Below are 17,978 nucleotides of genomic sequence, written 5' to 3' on the forward strand. Positions count from 1 at the left end.
AGGCTCAGCGGTGTGGAGTGCACGGGAGTAGTGGCTCAGCGGCATTGAGGGGGCGGGCCCCGCCCCGTATCACGTCACCCCTCGGACGAGTGAACCAATCCCGGCCGAACTCCATCTAAAATCAGCCGAGTTGGGGCGACGAAACCGCGGGCCCCGCCCCCTCAATGCCGCTGAGCCACTACTCCCGTGCACTCCACACCGCTGAGCCTCTCCCCCGTTCACTCCGCGGCCGCTGAGCCTCGCGCCCGTTCACTCCACCGCTGCTGCACCTCTTCACCTGCACCCTCGAAGCCGCAGCACCGCTACACCTGCGCCCCGATGCCACGGCACTTCTACACCTGCGCCCTGAAGCCGCAGCACCTCTGCACCCGCCGCCCAGAACAGGTGCACCTCTACACCCGTCGCCTGGAACAACTGCACCTCTACACCCGCCCACCCCCCGAAGGGGGGTGGGCGGCGGGGAAAAAACTACCCGGGGGGAAGGGGAAGCGGGGGGAGGAAACGGGGCGCAAGGAAAACCGCGCGCAAGGAACGGCGCGCGAGGAAACAGGTCGGAAGGAAAGCGGATAGGAAAGAGAGACTGCGGGAAACCCCAAGGAGAAGTGCCGGCAAGGAACAACCCAGGCGGGAGAGGCAACAGGGGCCTCCCCCAAGGTCAGGCGAGGCGGGAACACCCCCAGCGCAGGCAAGGCGAGGACCACCCCCAAAGGGCAAGCCACCGCGAACCACCAAGCCCAGCCCGCAAAAAGGCAGTCAGCGGCCCACCATCCAGCCACATTCCACCAGCCGCGCTCAAGCCGCCCAGCGCTCACCCCAACCCAGCGCCCCCGAGGCAGCCCCAGCTCAGCCCCCAGCCCCCGAGGCAGCCCCGGCTCGGCCCCGGTCGCTGCGCTCAGCCCCCGGTCGCTGCGCCCGCCGCCGCGATCAGCCCCCGCGCCAGCTTCACGTCGACCGCCATCCGCTCCAACAGGGCGTCGAGCGTGTCGAACTTCTCCTGGCCGCGGATGTAGGCGAGGAAGTCCACCCCGACGTGCAGGCCGTACAGGTCCAGGCCGACGCGGTCGATGGCGTACGCCTCGACGGTGCGCGCCTTGCCGTCGAACTGCGGGTTGGTGCCGACCGAGATGGCCGCCGGCATCGCCTCGCCCTCCACCTGCAGCAGGCCCGCGTAGACCCCGTCGGCCGGGATCGCGGTGTGCGGCAGGGTCTCCACGTTGGCCGTCGGGAAGCCCAGTTCACGGCCGCGCTGGGCACCGCGTACGACGACGCCCTCGACGCGGTGCGGCCGTCCGAGGACCTCCATCGCACCGGCCACATCGCCCTCGGCCACCAGCCGGCGGGTGAGCGTGGAGGAGAACGGCTCGCCGTCGCCCGCCGCACCGCGCTCGTAGAGGTCGATGACCTCCACGGTGTAGTCGTAGGTGGTCCCGAGCTCGGCCAGGGTGTCGACATTGCCGGTCGCCTTGTGCCCGAAGCGGAAGTTGGGGCCCTCGACGACAACCTGGGCGTGCAGCTTGTCGACCAGCACCTTGACCACGAAGTCGGCCGGGGACAGCTTCGAGAACTCCTTGGTGAACGGGAGGATCAGCACCGCGTCCACCCCCAGCCCGGCCATCAGCTCCGCGCGCCGGTGGTGCGGCGCCAGCAGCGGCGGGTGGGTACCGGGCCGCACGACCTCGCTCGGGTGCGGGTCAAAGGTGACGACCACCGCCGGAATCCCCAGCTCACGGGCGCGCGCGACGGCCTTGCCGATGATCAATTGGTGGCCGCGGTGCACTCCGTCGTACGAGCCGATGGTGACGACGCTGCGCCCCCAGCCCTCGGGGATGTCCTCCAAGCCACGCCAGCGCTGCACTGTGCCCGCTCCTCGCCCGAACCCTTGTCCGTCCATTGCGCCACGTCGGCATGGCGCAGGTCTAAGACTGCCATGCCGCGGGTGGTGCTCCGCGCGAAGGGTGGCTCAGGGCAGCCGCACACCGCCGATCCACAGGACGGACGGCAGGCACGAACCGGTGCGCCCACACGGGCCGGACCCCATCTCCGGCCCGTATGGGCGCACCGGTCAGCTGGGGGACCCGGCGAGCGTGGCACGGGCGCTGGGGCCCACTACTGCCGCCCACTCCCCCGGCTCGTCCGCCACCCAGTCCTGCACCCGCCGCGCGAAGCCGGGCACCCGCCGCCCCAGCTCCACCAGCCGCCGGTCGAAGCAGGCCGCGCCCTCGGGCGTACGGACCAGCAGCGTCCCGGTCCGGTGCACCAGCTCCCGGGTGCGCTCCGCCGGCCGCCGCTCCGCTCCCTCGGCGGCCGCCTGCAGCAGCGACTCCAGCACACGGGTGTCCGGGCCGGTCTCCTCGTACCCGCCGTGCGGCGCCACGTACGACGCCTCCTGCGCCAGCAGCACCTCGAGCAGCTCACGGCGCAACGGGGCCGAGTCGCCCGAGCCGACCTCGGCCACCACCGGTGCGAGCGCGCACCGGACCGGTACGGGGTATCCGGTCAGCAGCTCGGCGGCGAGCGGGCGGAGCGCCGCGCGGGCGGCCGGTCCGCGTTCGAGGCGGCGCTCGACGAACTCCGCGACCGGCCGCGCGGCGCGGTCCGGGCAGTGCCGGGCGCAGTCGCGGACGAGGCCGTCGATACGGGCGGCGAGCACCGGCTCCTCGGTGCGGGCGAGCATCCGCAGCAGCCCGGCGGCGACCGGCGGACCGGCGCCGCCGACCAGCCGGGCCCGGAAGGCGTCCAGCACCGGCCCGGGATGGTCGGTGAGGGCGGCCCGGAACGCCGTGGGCGGCAGCTGCGCATCCCCCGCCACGAAGCGGGCCAGTGCCCGGTCCAGGAAGCGGGCGCGGGTGGCCGGGTCGCCGATCAGCAGGGCGAGCGCGGAGCCGTGGTGGGCGCTGTCGACGGTCCGGGCGAGGAGGCAGAGGGCGGCGTAGCGCAGCAGGGCACGGTCGGCCGCGGCGGTGACGTACGGGGCGGCCCGCAGGCCGTAGGACGCGGCGGCGGCCCGGCGCTCGGGACGTTTGTCGTGCGCCCAGCGGTCCACGGCCCGGCACACCGCCGCCGGCTCGTCCTCGGCGAGCGCGTCCATCAGCTCGTCGCCCTTGGGGTGAGCGGCCGCCACCAGCGCCTCCGTGAGCGCGTCGAGCGCCCGTCGGCGGTGGGTGTGCAGCAGGGCCTGCGCGGCGGCGGCCACGGTGATCTCGCGGGGCACGGCGCGGCGAACCGGGCCGCCGCCCGCGTCGCCACCGGGGCGCTGCAGCGGGCGGGTGTCGTCGAACCAGGCGCACAGCAGCGGCTGCATCCGCTCCGGGTCCGCGCACAGCAGCTCGGCCGCGGCGTCGAGGAAGCGCGACGAGCGCGGTGCGCCGGCCTCGGCCGTGGCTGCGCCGGCGGCCTCTGCGGACGGTCCGCCGCCGGTGTCCGTCCCGGGGGTGCGGCGGGAAGCTCCGGTCGGACGCGTCCGGCCCGGCGACGTCTCACCGTCCCCTCGGCCGGCGGACGGGTCGTCGGCGGGATGGACGCGTACCCGCGGGGGTGGGGCAAAGGCGCGGCCGGGGCCCGGCCCGTCGGCCGGCGCCGGATCGCCCGACGAGGGGCCGGACGACACCAGGCCGGACGACACCATGCCTGACGACGCCAACCCGGACGGCTCCAGGCCGGACGACACCACCTTGGACGAAGCCACCCCGGACGAAGCCAGCCCGGACGAAGCGACGGAACCGGACGAGGACGGCCGGCTGTGTGGCACCGGCGGGCCGGACGGCGCACGCTCAGTGCCATCCGCCCGGCCGACCCGCTCCACGCCGGCCCGCTCCACGCCGGCCCGCTCCACACCTGCCCGCTCCACACCTGCCCGCTTCACGCCGGCCCGCTCCGCGCCGCCCGGCGCCCGGCCCGCCCCGGCCGGTGGACCGTCGGCCGGCAGAAGGCGGCGCAGCAGATCCATCCGGTCCTCGTCCGTCAGGGCCAGCCGCTCCCAGAACCACGGCCCGAACGTGTCCAGCCCGGTGTGCGTGAAGCCGCCCGCCCGGAGGGAGCGTTCCGTGATCCGGTCGGCGAGCAGCCGCAGCACGCCCGTGTACGGCCTCGCATCGGGGACCCGGAGCAGCACCCCGGACAGCAGACGGGCGGCCCACCAGCGGCCGTCCACGGCGTGCGGTGCCGGTCTACCGGTGCTGGGGGCGGTCGCCATCGGCACCAACTCCGCCAGCCGGAAGGTCAGTTGCACCGAGCCCTCGCGTCCGGCGAGCCGCAGCAGTGCCTGCACGACCGGCCCGGCGCGGTGTCCGGGGACGGGCAGCAGATCGAGGTCGACATGGGCGCCCTGCAGCCACTCCGCGAACTCCTCGTGCGCGAAGCGGTATCCGGTGCCGGCCGGGACCAGCAGCCCCTCGGTGAGCACCACGGAGGCCCAGCCGGCCGCCCGCGGAAAGACCTCCTCGAAGGACGTACGGTCCAGCGCGCCCGGACCGGGGCCGAGACAGCGGCGGGCCGCCTCGTGCACCTGGCCGGCGACCTGGGCCGCCAGCCGGCGCAGGGCGGTGCCGCGCAGTGCGGGCCGGTGGGCGTCCGCGATCCGTACGGCGATACGCAGGCACACCAGGTCCAGGTAGGCGTCGAAGATCTGGTGGCGGTCCGGAGCGCCGAAGCCAATGTCCCGTCCGGACGTGTCCCCCTTGGGCAGGGCCGCCCGGACCTCCGCGAGCAGCCGCAGCGCCAGCGGATGGCGGGCGTCCGGCGCGGCCGGCGCGCCGGACGGCAGGCCGTAGCGGGCCCGGGCGCGCTCCGCCGCCTCCTGGGGCAGGTCTCCGAGCTCCACGCAGGCGGGCAGCGCGGGCACCGGCCGCTGCGGCCGGTGCAGCAGGCCGGGCGGGAAGAGCGCACCGGCCCGCTCCCAGTACTCGGGGCGGCAGGCGATCACCAGCCGCACCCTGGCCGTGTGCAGCCAGTCGGCCGTCGCCCCGGTCCACTCGGCCAGCCGCCGCAGCAGGCTCGTCGGCATCTCCTCCGGCCCGTCGAGCAGCACGAGCAGCGGGCACCCGGCCGCGGCCGCCGCGCGGGCCACGCCCTGCGCCGTGGTGTCCGCTGGATCACCGGCCGTACGGGCCGTGTCGGCGACGGTCCGGCCCGCGGAGCGCAGCGCACGCTCGACCGCGCTGCGGACACCGTCGTCGTCGGGCCGCAGCTCCGCACCGCGCAGCCAGACGGCCGGAGCGGGGGCCGGGCCCCGCGCCCGGCGGTCGGCCAGCCCGGCCAGCTCGGTGCTCCGCCCGGTCCCCGGCTCCCCCACCAGGGCCAGCACCCGTGCGCCCGCCGGCCCGTCGTCGTGCCCGAAGCGCGTGAACTCCGCGACCACGTCCGGCCGTTCGACCGGCTCGCACCACGCTCGCGGCCGCGCGGCGGCTCCGAGCGCCACCTCGGCGAGATGCCGCGCGCCGGCCGGATTCAGTTCGCTGCCGTAGGCAGGGACGTGCGCCGCATTGCGCTCCAGCAGTGCGGCGAACGGACCGCCCGGCGCTGCCTCGGCGACCGCGCGCAGCGGAATCGCGAAGCCGCCCGCCCGGCGCCCGGGGGTCTCCCCCGCTCGGACACAGCCGGGGGCCTGGGGATGCAGCGCGGTACCGAGGACCCCGAGCACCGCACCCGTCCGTGCGTCCAGCACCGGCCCGCCGACCGCGGGACCGCCCAGCCGCAGCGCCTCCCGGCCCCCCGCGCAGAGGCCGAGTTCCAGCGTTTCGTCGAGCAGATGGACGCGCTCGGCGGCCGTGTACATCACCCCGGAGCCCGGCCCGACGACCGTGCCGGCCAGCCAGCCGCCCGCCCAGAGCCGGCAGCGGGTGCCCGGGGCCGGCCGGCCCGTGGCGACGGGCAGCGGCGCCAGCCGGTGCGGCCCGAAACTGTCGGTCCGTACGAGGGCGAGCCCGGCCTCCGGAAGGGGCGTGATCGCCTCGGCCGCCACCAGGCAGGTCCATCCGCCGCCCCCCGCCGCGCCCCCGCCCGCGCCGTCCGCCATGGGCTGCAGCACCAGCTGTGCCGCGCCGTCCACCGCTTCGTGGCTGGTGACCACGGTGCCCTCGTGGTCCGCGAGGAAGCCCGTCCCCCGCGTCCGACCTGCCAGATCGCGGATACGCACCAGTGCCACGTCCGCATCGGCATCCAGCAATGCCATCGCCGGTCCTCTCGCCCTGTCCGTCCTCCGCACGGTAAGCAGGCGGTGATCGTCCCGGCAGGGAGCCCTGCCAACGCGCCCCCGTCCACTCCTTGATTCACTCCGAGCGCCTCACCGAATGAGTGAATGGCCGGAACCTCTTGGAGAAGAGGGGGAGGAGGAGGGGGAGGGTGGCGCGCGGCCGGTGTGAGGCGCCGATCGGGCCGGCGCGGCCGCCGGGTGGCCGCCGGTGCCCCGGGTGCGGCCACGCAGAAGGCCGGGTCCGGAGCGCGTCTCCACGCCCCGGACCCGGCCCCCGGTGTCAGGCCACGAGCCCGCCCCTAGACCGCGAACACCGCGAGGCTCTTGGCCTTCCCGCCCTGGTTCTCCACCAGTGCCAGGAACCGGCCGTCCGGCCCGAACGCCGCGACCGGGCCGTCACCCTCGAAGCGCGGCATCGGGATCCGCGCGCCGTTGAGCAGCAGCCGCGCCTGCGGCTCGGCGACGTCCCAGCGGGTGAACGCCGCGGCGGCCGCGTCGCCGAGCGGCATGACCGGCAGGCCCTCGCCCTCGGTGTCGTCCACCGCGGCCTGGAGCTGTTCGAGCGTGCGCGCCCGGTCCAGCTTGTACGGGCCGACGCGGGTACGGCGCAGCGCGGTCAGATGGCCGCCGACGCCGAGCCCGGCCCCCAGATCGCGGGCCAGCGCGCGGATGTACGTACCGGACGAGCACTCGACGGAGACCAGCAGATCGGTCACCGGGGTGCCGTCCTCGGCCTCGGACTCGTGCGCGGAGTGCACCACGAACGAGGACACGGTCACCGGACGGGCCGGGATCTCCACGTCCTCACCGTCGCGGACCCTTGAGTACGAACGCTTGCCGTCGATCTTGATGGCGCTGACCTTCGACGGGACCTGCATGATCGCGCCGGACAGCTCGGCGACGCCCGCGTCGATGTCTTCGCGGGCGAGGCCGTGCGCCGGCTTCGACTCGGTGATCTCGCCCTCGGCGTCATCGGTGACGGTGGTCTGGCCGAGCCGGATCGTGCCGACGTACTCCTTCTCCGTCAGTGCGAGATGGCCCAGCAGCTTGGTGGCCCGCTCAAGGCCCAGGACGAGTACGCCCGTGGCCATCGGGTCGAGCGTGCCGGCGTGCCCGACCCGGCGGGTACGCGCCATACCGCGCATTTTCGCCACCACGTCGTGCGAAGTGAAGCCGGACGGCTTGTCGACGATGACGAGCCCGCCCGGCTTGTTGCTCTCACGCTTCATTCTGCCGCGGTGCCCTCGTCGTCCTCGTCGTCGCCCGGCTTGCGGTACGGGTCGGCCTCACCGGCGTACTGCGCGCCCGAGGAGACCTCGCGCACCGCGGCGTCCGAGGCCCGCGCCTTGTCGAGCAGGTCCTCGATGGTCTTGGCGGTCTCCGGCAGGGCGTCCGCCACGAACGCCAGGGTCGGCGTGAACTTCGTGCCGGCCGCCGCACCGACCGCGGAGCGCAGGATGCCCTTGGCGCTCTCCAGTCCGGCGGCGGCGCTGGCGCGGTCCTCGTCGTCCCCGTAGACCGTGTAGAAGACCGTAGCCTCCCGCAGGTCGCCGGTGACCCGGGTGTCCGTGATGGTCACATGCGAACCGAGCCGCGGATCCTTGATACCGCGCTGCAGCTTCTGGGCGACCACCTCCCGGATGAGGTCCGCCAGCTTCTTCGCCCGCGCATTGTCGGCCACTGGTCCGTCTCCTTCTTTCTTCCACAATTGTGCTTCCGCCGGCGGCGGGATGCCTGGTCATCAGGTCAGTCGTCGTCGCCGTGCAGCCGTCGGCGTACCGACAGCAGTTCCACTTCGGGCCGTGCGGCGACCAGGCGCTCGCAACGGTCCATGACATCGGTGAGATGTCCGGCGTCCCCGGAAACCACCGCCAGGCCGATGGTGGCCCTGCGGTGCAGATCCTGGTCCCCGACCTCCGCGACGCTCACCGCGTATTTGCGGTGCAGCTCGGCGACGATCGGGCGGACGACGGAGCGCTTCTCCTTCAGCGACCGTACGTCGCCGAGAAGCAGGTCGAAGGACAGCGTCCCTACGTACATGCAAGACGGGTCAAGCCACCCGTGGGGCCTTCGGGGCACCTCCCAGCGTGAGCTGGGGGCGTTCGTTTCCTTGGGAACCGTACACGGAACGGCCGGGGCCGATCGACGGAAATATTCCGCCGACCGGCCCCGGTCCCGCGTGTCGCCCGGCCGCCATCTCTGGTGGACCGTGCTACGCGCGGGCAGTCACGCGCATGATCAGCCGCGCGGCTTCTCGCGCATCTCGTACGTCGCGATGACGTCGTCGATCTTGATGTCGTTGAAGTTTCCGAGGTTGATACCGCCCTCGAAGCCTTCGCGGATCTCGGTGACGTCGTCCTTGAAGCGGCGCAGACCCTGGATGTTGAGGTCCTCCGCGACCACCTTGCCGTCGCGGATGAGGCGCGCCTTGGTGTTGCGCTTGACCTCGCCGGAGCGGATGAGCACACCCGCGATGTTGCCGAGCTTGGACGAGCGGAAGATCTCGCGGATCTCCGCGGTACCGAGCTCGACCTCCTCGTACTCCGGCTTCAGCATGCCCTTCAGGGCCGCCTCGATCTCCTCGATCGCCTGGTAGATGACCGAGTAGTACCGGACGTCGACGCCCTCGCGCTCGGCCATCTGCGTCGCACGGCCTTCGGCGCGCACGTTGAAGCCGATGACGATCGCGTCGGAGCCGGACGCCAGGTTGATGTCGGTCTCGGTGACCGCACCGACGCCGCGGTGCAGCACGCGGATGTCGACCTCTTCGCCGACGTCGAGCTGGAGCAGCGAGGACTCCAGGGCCTCGACGGAACCAGAAGCGTCACCCTTGATGATGAGGTTGAGCTGCTGGACCTCGCCGGCCTTGAGCACCTTGTCCAGGTCCTCGAGGGACACCCGGCGGGTGCGCTTGGCGAAGGCGGCGTTGCGCTCGCGCGCCGCGCGCTTCTCGGCGATCTGACGGGCCGTACGGTCCTCGTCGACGACCAGGAAGTTGTCGCCGGCGCCCGGGACGTTGGTCAGACCCAGGACCAGGACGGGGGTCGACGGACCCGCTTCCTCGACGTTGTTGCCCTTGTCGTCGAACATCGCACGGACTCGGCCGTACGCGTCGCCGACCACCATCGTCTCGCCGACGCGCAGCGTGCCGCGCTGGACCAGGACGGTCGCCACGGCGCCGCGGCCACGGTCGAGGTGGGCCTCGATCGCGATGCCCTGCGCGTCCTGCTCCGCGTTGGCGCGCAGGTCGAGCGAGGCGTCCGCGGTCAGGACCACGGCCTCAAGCAGCTGCTCGATGTTCAGACCCTCACGGGCGGAGATGTCGACGAACATGGTGTCGCCGCCGTACTCCTCGGCCACCAGACCGAACTCGGTGAGCTGACCGCGCACCTTGGTCGGGTCGGCGCCCTCGACGTCGATCTTGTTGACCGCGACCACGATCGGCACCTCGGCCGCCTTGGCGTGGTTCAGCGCCTCGATCGTCTGCGGCATGACACCGTCGTTGGCCGCCACCACGAGGATCGCGATGTCGGTCGACTTGGCACCACGGGCACGCATGGCGGTGAACGCCTCGTGACCGGGGGTGTCGATGAAGGTGATGCGCCGCTCTTCGTCGTTGACCTCGGTCGCGACCTGGTAGGCACCGATGTGCTGGGTGATGCCGCCGGCCTCGCCCGCGATGACGTTCGTCTTGCGGATCGCGTCGAGCAGCCGGGTCTTACCGTGGTCGACGTGACCCATGACGGTCACCACCGGCGGACGCGCGACGAGCATGTCCTCGCCGCCCTCGTTCTCACCGAAGTCGATGTCGAAGGACTCGAGCAGCTCGCGGTCCTCCTCCTCCGGGCTGACGATCTCGACGACGTAGTTCATCTCTTCGGCGAGCAGCGTCAGCGTCTCGTCGGAGACCGACTGGGTCGCGGTGACCATCTCGCCCAGGTTCAGCATGACCTGGACCAGCGACGCCGGGTTGGCGTTGATCTTCTCGGCGAAGTCCGTCAGCGAGGCACCACGCGACAGGCGAACCGTCGCGCCGTTGCCGCGGGGCAGCATGATGCCGCCCACCGACGGGGCCTGCATGGCCTCGTACTCCTGACGCCTCTGCCGCTTCGACTTGCGGCCACGGCGCGCCGGACCGCCGGGACGGCCGAACGCACCCTGCGTGCCACCACGGCCACCGGGACCGCCGGGACGGCCACCGAAGCCGGGACGACCGCCGAAGCCGCCGCCACCACCGGGACCGCCGCCACCGGGACGACCGGCGAAACCGCCGCCGCCACCCGGACGACCGCCGCCGCCACCGCCACCGGGACGACCGGCGAAACCGCCGCCGCCACCGGGACGACCGCCGCCGCCACCGGGACGACCGGCACCGCCGGGACCGCGACCGCCGCCACCGCCGGGGCCCGGACGCGGGCCGGCAGCGGGACGCTGCGGCATCATGCCCGGGTTCGGGCGGTTACCGCCGCCGCCACCGGGACGCGGGGCGCCACCGGGGGCCGCACCCTGCGGACGGGGCATCCCACCGGGAGTGGGACGCGCGCCGCCCTGGCCGCCCTGGCCGCCCTGGGGACGGGGACCGCCCTGGCCGCCGCCCTGCGGACGCGGACCGCCGGGACCACCCTGGCCGCCGGGGCGCGGAGCGCCACCGGGACGGGGGGCCTGCGGACGGGCCATGCCCGTGGAGCCACCGGACGTGAAGGGGTTGTTGCCCGGACGGGGGCCGGACGGGCGGCCGCCGGGACGCGGGCCCGGACGCTCGCCACCGGGACGCGGAGCGTTACCGCGGCCCTGACCACCCTGACCACCCTGACCACCCTGGCCGGACGCCGGACGGGCCGGACGCGGGGCGGGGGCACCGGGACGGGGAGCCGACTGACCGGCGGCGGGAGCGGCCGGCGCGGACGGCGGAGCCTGGAACTCGGGCTGCGCGGGGGCGGCCGGAGCGGGCTTGGGTGCCGGAGCCTTCGGGGCCGGCGTGGGCCGCGGGCCCGGGGTGGGGCCGGCGGCGGGAGTGCTCTTGGGAGCCACCGGGGCCTCGGGGGCCTTCGGTGCCTCGGGGGCTGCCGGAGCCGCGGGGCCCGGCTTCGGGGCGCCCGGCTTCGGGGCAGCAGGACGCTCCCCCGCTGCCTTGGCGGCAGGGGAAGTGCCGCCGGCCTGCGCCGGGGACGGCGCGGACGGCTTTGCGGGGGCCGACTTGCGCGGCGCCGCGGGCTTACCGGCGGCGCGGCCGTTGCCGCTGCCTGCCTGGAAAGCGTCGGTCAACTTGCGAACAACCGGCGCCTCGATCGTCGAGGACGCCGAACGGACGAATTCACCAAGTTCTTGGAGCTTGGCCATGACGACCTTGCTCTCAACGCCGAACTCCTTGGCGAGTTCGTATACCCGGACCTTAGCCACTTCGCTCCTTCTAGGTCCGGGTTTGTCCACCGGACCGTCGCTACTTCATGGGCGTACTCATCGCGTACTCATCGAGTGCTCATCGCAATCTCGACCTACTTCCGACTCGCGAGGTACCTGACCGCACGGTTTTCCGTGCGCTGTGCATTTCGTGCTGTGTGTTATTGCAGGGGCTGCCCGACGCGTTCGACGTACTGGCGCAAGGCCGTCGCATCGAACGGTCCCCGGGCCCGGTAGGCCCGGTTGAACGCCCGGCGGCGAACCGCCAGGTCGAGGCAGACCAGTGTCGGGTGCACGTAAGCACCCCGGCCGGGCAGCGTACCGCGAGGATCGGGGACACACTCACCCTCGATCTCCACGATGCGCAGCAAATCGCCCTTGGCCGCTCGCTCCCGGCATCCCAGACAGGTGCGCTCAGGGCATGCGCGGGCATGCGTCCGGCCAGACACTGCTTAAGTCTACCTCCCCGCGCCGGCCCCACCCCGATGGGGTATGGCCGGACGGCTGCTCAGAATTCCCGGTCGAACGCCGCGGCACCACCGATTTTTCGGGGGCCGCGGCGCAGCCGGCTGCCTCGGACGATCTCAGTCCTGCGGCGTGTGCTCGGTGTCCGGGCGGATGTCGATCCGCCAGCCCGTGAGACGGGCGGCGAGCCGGGCGTTCTGCCCTTCCTTGCCGATGGCCAGTGACAGCTGGTAATCGGGCACGGTGACCCGGGCGGAGCGCGCCGCCAGGTCCACGACCTCGACCTTGCTGACCCGGGCCGGCGACAGCGCGTTCGCCACCAGGTCGGCCGGGTCGTCCGACCAGTCCACGATGTCGATCTTCTCGCCGTGCAGCTCGGCCATCACGGCGCGCACCCGGCCGCCCATCGGGCCGATGCAGGCGCCCTTGGCGTTCAGGCCCGAGCGCGTCGACCGTACGGCGATCTTGGTGCGGTGGCCGGCCTCGCGGGCGATGGCGGAGATCTCCACCGAGCCGTCCGCGATCTCCGGGACCTCCATGGCGAAGAGCTTCTTCACCAGATTGGGGTGGGTGCGCGAGAGCGTCACGGACGGGCCGCGGACGCCCTTGACCACCCGTACGACGTACGAGCGCAGCCGGGTGCCGTGCGCGTAGTCCTCACCGGGGACCTGCTCCTGCACCGGCAGGATGGCCTCCAGGCGGCCGATGTCGACCAGGACGTTCTTGGGGTCCTTGCCCTGCTGGACGACGCCGGTGACGACATCGCCCTCCCGTCCGGCGTACTCACCGAACGTGATCTCCTCCTCGGCGTCCCGCAGCCGCTGCAGGATGACCTGCTTGGCGGTGGTCGCCGCGATCCGCCCGAAGCCGGAGGGGGTGTCGTCGAACTCGCGGGGCTCCTCGCCCTCCGCCAGGTCCGCGAGATCCTCGGCGTTCTCCTTCGCCCACACCGTCACATGACCGGTGCTGCGGTCCAGCTCCACCCGCGCCCGCCGGCGGCTGCCTTCGGTGCGGTGGTAGGCGATGAGGAGGGCCGACTCGATCGCCTCGACCAGCAGGTCGAACGAGATCTCCTTCTCCCGCACCAGACCCCGCAGGGCACTCATGTCGATATCCACGGCTACGCCTCCTCCTTGTTCTCGTCGATCTTCTCGTCGTGCTGCGCGTCGCGCTTGTCGGACTTGCGGTTGAACTCCAGCTCGACGCGCGCCTTGACGATCTCGTCGAAGGAGACCCGGCGGGCGGTCGGCTTGCGGCCCTTGACACCCGGCACCTCGAGGTCCAGTCCGGAGTCGTCGACGGCGATGATCCGGGCCACCAGCTCGCCGCCCTCGTGGAGTTGGGCCTTGATGAGGCGGCCGACGGCGCGGCGGTAGTGCCGCAGCTCGGTCAGCGGGCGGTCGGCGCCGGGTGAGGTCACCTCAAGGGTGTACGGGGTGCCGCCCATCACATCGGAGTCGTCCAGGACCTGGGAGGCCTCGCGGCTCAGCGCGGCACACTCGTCCAGCTGGACGCCCTCGTCGGAATCGACCACGATCCTCAGCACCCGCCGCTTGCCTGCCGGTGTCACCTCGATCTCTTCCAGATCCAGGTCGCGCGCGGCGATGAGCGGTTCAAGCAGTCCGCGCAGCCTCTCGCTCTGGGTGGTGCTCATCCGGGTGACTCCTCGGCCGCGTGTGCTGTTGTGGGTAGGTCGCGTGTCGGGTCAAAGCCTATCGGTTCCGGCGGGGTACTGACGATTCGGTGGGTGGTCACGGATACTCTCGCCTGCGGTGATCACTACGGAAGACCCCGGGAAGTGCAACGTGCCGAAAGTGGCGTACGCGCGTAGAAGGACCCTGCTGGCCGGTGCCGCCCTCGGGGGCGCGGCCCTGCTCACGGGCTGCTCCGAGGACCCCGGCCCCGAAGAGGCCGAACACTCCTCAGCCGCCGAACGGCTGCGCAAGCGCTCGGCCCGCGACAGTACGACCCTGCTGGCGCGCTACGACGCGACGCTGGCCGCGCATCCGGCACTGGAGTCGCGGCTGCGCCCACTGCGCTCCGAAGTCGCCCGGCACGCCGAGGCGTTCGGCGACGACCGCGCCGCGCCCTCGCCCGGCGGCGCCTCCGACGGCCCGGCGCGTGACGCCGGAGCGCCCGCGTCCGGTCCCTCGCCGCACGGCGCCCGGCCGTCCGGTCCCCCGGTCGCCCAGGACGAGCGGACCGCCCGCTCGGCGCTCGCCGACGCGGAACGCCGGCTCGCCGATGCCCGCACCAAGGCGCTGCTCACCGCGCCCCCGGAACTGGCCCGGCTGCTGGCCTCGGTCGCGGCGGCCGGTGCAGTGCATGCGTATCTGCTGGCGGAGCGGGCCGGATGACGGGCACGGTGGGGCACCGGGCAAGGACCAGCGAAGGGGCGTGCGGATGACGGCCGGAACGGCTCGCGCCAGCAGGCGCGACCACGACGACAGCGGGCACCAGGAGCTCGCGGCGGTGCAGGCGGCGCTGGCCGCCGAGCATGCGGCGGTCTACGGCTACGGCGTGGTCGGCGGGCGGATCGCCGGTGACCGGCGCAAGGAAGCACAGGCGGCGTACGACGGACACCGCGCCCGCCGGGATGCGCTGCGCCGCGTGGTGCGCGACCTGGGCGGTACACCGCAGGCCGCGGCCGCCGCCTACAAGCTGCCCTTCCCGGTCCCGGATGCGGCCGCCGCGGCCCGGCTGGCGGCGGAGCTGGAGGACCGGCTGGCCGCCGTGTACGCGGATCTCGTACGGGCCGGCGGCGCGGTCCGGCGGCGCGAGGCGACGGCCGCGCTGCGCGAGGCGGCGGTGCGGTCGGTGCGCTGGCGCGGCAGCGGCGTAGCCTTCCCTGGGCTCGTGGAACGGGCCGCGGACGCCGCCCCGTCCGGCTCCGCGAGCGACTCCGCGGGCGCGCTCTGAACGACCGGCCGCCCCGCGGTCTCCGCACCCCAGGAAAGGGACAGCTCAAGCATGGCAACGGCACCCATCGAACCGCCGCAGCGGTTGGTGAGTTCGCTGAGCGGCGATCCGGAAAGTCCGGTGCGGCAGTGGCTCACGGCACTGCCGACGCTGGTTCAGCAGCGGCTGGAGGCCTGGGAGCTGACGCTGGAGCGGGTGCATGCGCCCGGTGGCCGCAGCAGTCTGCTCGCACTCGTACGGCAGCAGGACGGGACGCCCGCGGCCCTGAAGTTCCCGGTGCCGGGGCGGGTGTCGGCGCACGAGGGCGCGGCGCTGGAGGTGTGGGACGGCTGGGGCGCGGTACGGCTGCTGCGGTCCGACGACACGAGCGGTGCACTGCTGCTGGAGCGGCTCCAGAGCGGGGTGTCGCTGCGTTCGCTGCCGGAGGCCAAGGCGCTGCTGGAGGCGGCCGGTACGGTGCGGCGGCTGTGGGTGCAGCCCGACCCGGGGCATCCCTTCGAGACGCTGGCCGGGCGTACGGAGGAGGCCGTGGAGGGGCTGCGCACGGCCGGGGCGCTGACCCCGGCCGCCGGGCCGCTGGTGGAACAGGCGCTGGAGCTGCGGCGCGGCCTGCCGGCCGGGTCCGACGAGCAGACTCTGCTGCACGGCGCGTTCCGGCAGGGCAAGGTGCTGGCCGGTGGACGGGCGCCCTGGCTGGCGGTCGGTCCGGCGCCGGTGGTCGGCGAGCGGGCGTACGACCTGGCGGCGCTGGTGCTGGACCGGTTCGAGGATCTGCTGGCGGGTTCCGGCGCGGGAAATGCGGCCCGCCGCCGGGTGGCCAAGCTGGCCGACTCCCTGGAGGTGGACCGGGACCGGCTGCGCGACTGGACGCTGTACCTGGCCGTGGACACCGGTGTGCGGGAGGTGGCCGTGGGCGACCGGCAGCGCGGTGAACTGCTGCTGGAGTTCGCGGCCTGGCTGTAGCGCCACCGCGAACGGGCCGGCCGGGGCGATCCCCTGGCCGGCCCGTTCGTCGTGCGGCGGCTACGCGCTGAGGCGGGCGACGGCCTCCTCGACCGTCAGCTCCTCGCGCTCGCCGGTACGGCGGTCCTTGACCTCGACGACGCCCTCGGCGGCGCGCCGGCCGGCGACCACGATGGTCGGGACGCCGAGCAGCTCGGCGTCGGTGAACTTCACGCCCGGCGAGACACCGGCCCGGTCGTCGACGAGGACCCGCAGGCCCGCGGCGCCGAGCTGCTCGCCGACCTCCAGGGCGAGCTCGGTCTGCTTGGCCTTGCCGGCCGCGACGACATGCACATCGGCCGGGGCGATCTCGCGGGGCCAGCACAGGCCCTTCTCGTCGTGGGACTGCTCGGCGAGCGCGGCCACCGCACGGGAGACGCCGATGCCGTACGAGCCCATGGTGACCCGGGCGGGCTTGCCGTTCTGGCCGAGCACATCGAGCTCGAAGGCGTCCGCGTACTTGCGGCCGAGCTGGAAGATGTGGCCGATCTCGATGGCGCGGTCGATCTTCAGGCCGGTGCCGCACTGGGGGCAGGGGTCGCCGGGCTCGACGACGACCACGTCGAGGTGGTCGTCGACCTCGAAGTCCCGGCCGGCGACGACGTTCTTGGCGTGCTTGCCCTCCTTGTTGGCGCCGGTGATCCAGGCGGTGCCGGGGGCGATGCGCGGGTCGGCGATGTAGCGGAAGGCCTTGCCGGCCAGACCCTGCGGGCCGACGTAGCCGCGGACCAGTTCGGGGCGGTCGGTGAAGTCCTCGGCGGTGACCAGCTCGACGGTGGCCGGCGCGAGGTGCTCACCGAGCTTGCCGAGGTCGACCTCGCGGTTGCCGGGGACACCGACCGCGACGATCTCGCCGTCGACCTTGACCAGGAGGTTCTTCAGGGTCGCCGAGGCCGGTACACCGAGGTGCTCGGCGAGGCTCTCGATGGTCGGGGTGTCGGGGGTGTCCAGCTCCTCGACGGGGCCGTGCGCGGAGCCGTCGGCCGGCTCGACCTTGACCGTGACGGCCTCGGTGTTGGCGGCGTAGTCGCAGGCCGGGCAGTCGACGAAGGTGTCCTCACCGGCCGCCGCGGGGGCCAGGAACTCCTCGGAGGCGGAGCCGCCCATCGCGCCGGAGACGGCGGAGACGATGCGGTAGTCCAGGCCGAGCCGCTCGAAGATCTTGGTGTAGGCCTCGCGGTGCAGGGCGTAGGACTGCTCCAGGCCCTCGTCGGTGGTGTCGAAGCTGTACGAGTCCTTCATCTGGAACTCGCGGCCGCGCAGCACACCGGAGCGGGGACGGGCCTCGTCGCGGTACTTGGTCTGGATCTGGTAGAGGATCACCGGCAGGTCCTTGTAGGACGTGCACTGGTCCTTGACCGTGAGGGTGAAGATCTCTTCGTGGGTGGGGCCGAGGAGGTAGTCGGCGCCCTTGCGGTCCTTGAGGCGGAAGAGCAGGTCGCCGTATTCCTCCCAGCGGCCGCTGGCCTCGTAGGGCTCCTTGGGCAGCAGGGCCGGCAGCAGGACCTCCTGGCCGCCGATGGCGTCCATCTCCTCGCGCACCACGCGGGAGACGTTCTCCAGGACCTTCTTGCCCAGCGGCAGCCACGTCCAGATGCCGGCGGAGGAGCGGCGGACGTACCCGGCGCGGACGAGCAGCTTGTGGCTGGCGGTCTCGGCGTCGGCCGGGTCGTCGCGCAGTGTCTTGATCATCAAGCGGGACATGCGCTGGACCTGTGCGGCGTGGGCCATGGAGTTTCTCCTGCGTAAGAAAGGTGACTCCCTGGAGGTTAGCTGTAGGGGTGTGGCGCAAGGAAATGCGTATCCGCTGCGCTTTGCCTTCGGCCCGCGTTTTTGGCTTTCCCGCCGTGGGGGTTGTTCGCCGCTTGTTGCCCGCTGCGCGGGGCCCCCGCCGTTGCGCCTGGCGGCGGGCCGGGTCCGCTGCGCGGGGCTGTCGGGGTGCGGTAACGGGCCTCCGCGGGTGGGGGTGTCCGGACTGCTTCGCTTTACGTCCGGACACCCC

13 protein-coding genes are annotated in these 17,978 nt (G+C 73.2%); 3 read left to right on the forward strand and 10 right to left on the reverse strand.

What is annotated here, in order from left to right; all coding sequences use genetic code 11:
• Nucleotides 1–892 precede the first annotated feature (892 nt).
• From AB0C46_RS39965 to rimP, 9 genes are all read right to left on the reverse strand, one after another.
• On the reverse strand, nt 893–1,855 hold the full coding sequence (locus AB0C46_RS39965) for a bifunctional riboflavin kinase/FAD synthetase (protein ID WP_362834045.1): 963 nt from the start codon (nt 1,853–1,855) through the stop codon (nt 893–895).
• A gap of 207 nt (nt 1,856–2,062) precedes the next feature.
• Nucleotides 2,063–6,169: a hypothetical protein gene (locus AB0C46_RS39970; RefSeq protein ID WP_362834046.1), complete on the reverse strand. Its 4,107-nt coding sequence runs from the start codon at nt 6,167–6,169 to the stop codon at nt 2,063–2,065.
• Between the two features lie 320 nt (nt 6,170–6,489).
• Nucleotides 6,490–7,419, reverse strand: a complete 930-nt coding sequence (truB, locus tag AB0C46_RS39975) for a tRNA pseudouridine(55) synthase TruB (protein ID WP_362834047.1) — start codon at nt 7,417–7,419, stop codon at nt 6,490–6,492.
• Nucleotides 7,416–7,871, reverse strand: a complete 456-nt coding sequence (rbfA, locus tag AB0C46_RS39980) for a 30S ribosome-binding factor RbfA (RefSeq protein ID WP_362834048.1) — start codon at nt 7,869–7,871, stop codon at nt 7,416–7,418. The genes truB and rbfA overlap by 4 nt, the downstream gene beginning before the upstream one ends.
• A 65-nt stretch (nt 7,872–7,936) precedes the next feature.
• Nucleotides 7,937–8,230 carry a DUF503 domain-containing protein gene (locus AB0C46_RS39985; RefSeq protein ID WP_362834049.1) on the reverse strand — a complete coding sequence of 98 codons (294 nt, stop codon included), beginning with the start codon at nt 8,228–8,230 and terminating at the stop codon, nt 7,937–7,939.
• A 198-nt stretch (nt 8,231–8,428) separates the two neighbouring features.
• Entirely contained in the window at nt 8,429–11,590 is a 3,162-nt protein-coding gene (gene infB / locus AB0C46_RS39990) for a translation initiation factor IF-2 (protein ID WP_362834050.1), read from the reverse strand.
• A 161-nt stretch (nt 11,591–11,751) separates the two neighbouring features.
• Nucleotides 11,752–12,039, reverse strand: coding sequence for a YlxR family protein (locus AB0C46_RS39995; RefSeq protein WP_362834051.1), 288 nt, complete (start codon nt 12,037–12,039; stop codon nt 11,752–11,754).
• A 135-nt stretch (nt 12,040–12,174) separates the two neighbouring features.
• Nucleotides 12,175–13,173, reverse strand: coding sequence for a transcription termination factor NusA (nusA, locus tag AB0C46_RS40000; RefSeq protein ID WP_362834052.1), 999 nt, complete (start codon nt 13,171–13,173; stop codon nt 12,175–12,177).
• Nucleotides 13,174–13,175: 2 nt separating this feature from the next.
• A complete protein-coding gene (rimP, locus tag AB0C46_RS40005) occupies nt 13,176–13,709 on the reverse strand; it encodes a ribosome maturation factor RimP (protein WP_362834053.1) in 534 nt (177 codons plus the stop codon).
• A gap of 160 nt (nt 13,710–13,869) precedes the next feature.
• On the opposite strand from rimP, the gene AB0C46_RS40010 reads away from it, so the two are divergent.
• The 3 genes from AB0C46_RS40010 to AB0C46_RS40020 are packed head-to-tail and all read left to right on the forward strand — an operon-like array spanning nt 13,870 to nt 15,937.
• Complete coding sequence (locus tag AB0C46_RS40010) at nt 13,870–14,412, forward strand: hypothetical protein (RefSeq protein WP_362834054.1); 543 nt, start codon at nt 13,870–13,872, stop codon at nt 14,410–14,412.
• 46 nt (nt 14,413–14,458) lie between these two features.
• Nucleotides 14,459–14,974: a ferritin-like domain-containing protein gene (locus tag AB0C46_RS40015; RefSeq protein WP_362834055.1), complete on the forward strand. Its 516-nt coding sequence runs from the start codon at nt 14,459–14,461 to the stop codon at nt 14,972–14,974.
• Between the two features lie 51 nt (nt 14,975–15,025).
• The gene (locus AB0C46_RS40020) at nt 15,026–15,937 is read left to right on the forward strand and encodes an aminoglycoside phosphotransferase family protein (protein ID WP_362834056.1); all 912 of its coding nucleotides are present in this window, start codon (nt 15,026–15,028) and stop codon (nt 15,935–15,937) included.
• Between the two features lie 60 nt (nt 15,938–15,997).
• On the opposite strand, the gene AB0C46_RS40025 is transcribed toward AB0C46_RS40020, so the two are convergent.
• A complete protein-coding gene (locus tag AB0C46_RS40025; protein WP_362834057.1) occupies nt 15,998–17,707 on the reverse strand; it encodes a proline--tRNA ligase in 1,710 nt (569 codons plus the stop codon).
• Between the last annotated feature and the right edge of the window lie 271 nt (nt 17,708–17,978).

The sequence above is a fragment of the Streptomyces sp. NPDC048637 genome, from assembly GCF_040650675.1.
Taxonomy (GTDB): Bacteria; Actinomycetota; Actinomycetes; order Streptomycetales; family Streptomycetaceae; genus Streptomyces.

Bases quoted from the DNA above. Each gene is read 5' to 3' on its own strand.
- AB0C46_RS39970 (WP_362834046.1), bottom strand. From the start codon at position 6,169: ATGGCATTGCTGGATGCCGATGCGGACGTGGCACTGGTGCGTATCCGC.
- truB (WP_362834047.1), bottom strand. From the start codon at position 7,419: ATGAAGCGTGAGAGCAACAAGCCGGGCGGGCTCGTCATCGTCGACAAG.
- AB0C46_RS39985 (WP_362834049.1), bottom strand. From the start codon at position 8,230: ATGTACGTAGGGACGCTGTCCTTCGACCTGCTTCTCGGCGACGTACGG.
- rimP (WP_362834053.1), bottom strand. From the start codon at position 13,709: ATGAGCACCACCCAGAGCGAGAGGCTGCGCGGACTGCTTGAACCGCTC.
- AB0C46_RS40015 (WP_362834055.1), top strand. From the start codon at position 14,459: ATGACGGCCGGAACGGCTCGCGCCAGCAGGCGCGACCACGACGACAGC.
- AB0C46_RS40020 (WP_362834056.1), top strand. From the start codon at position 15,026: ATGGCAACGGCACCCATCGAACCGCCGCAGCGGTTGGTGAGTTCGCTG.
- AB0C46_RS40025 (WP_362834057.1), bottom strand. From the start codon at position 17,707: ATGGCCCACGCCGCACAGGTCCAGCGCATGTCCCGCTTGATGATCAAG.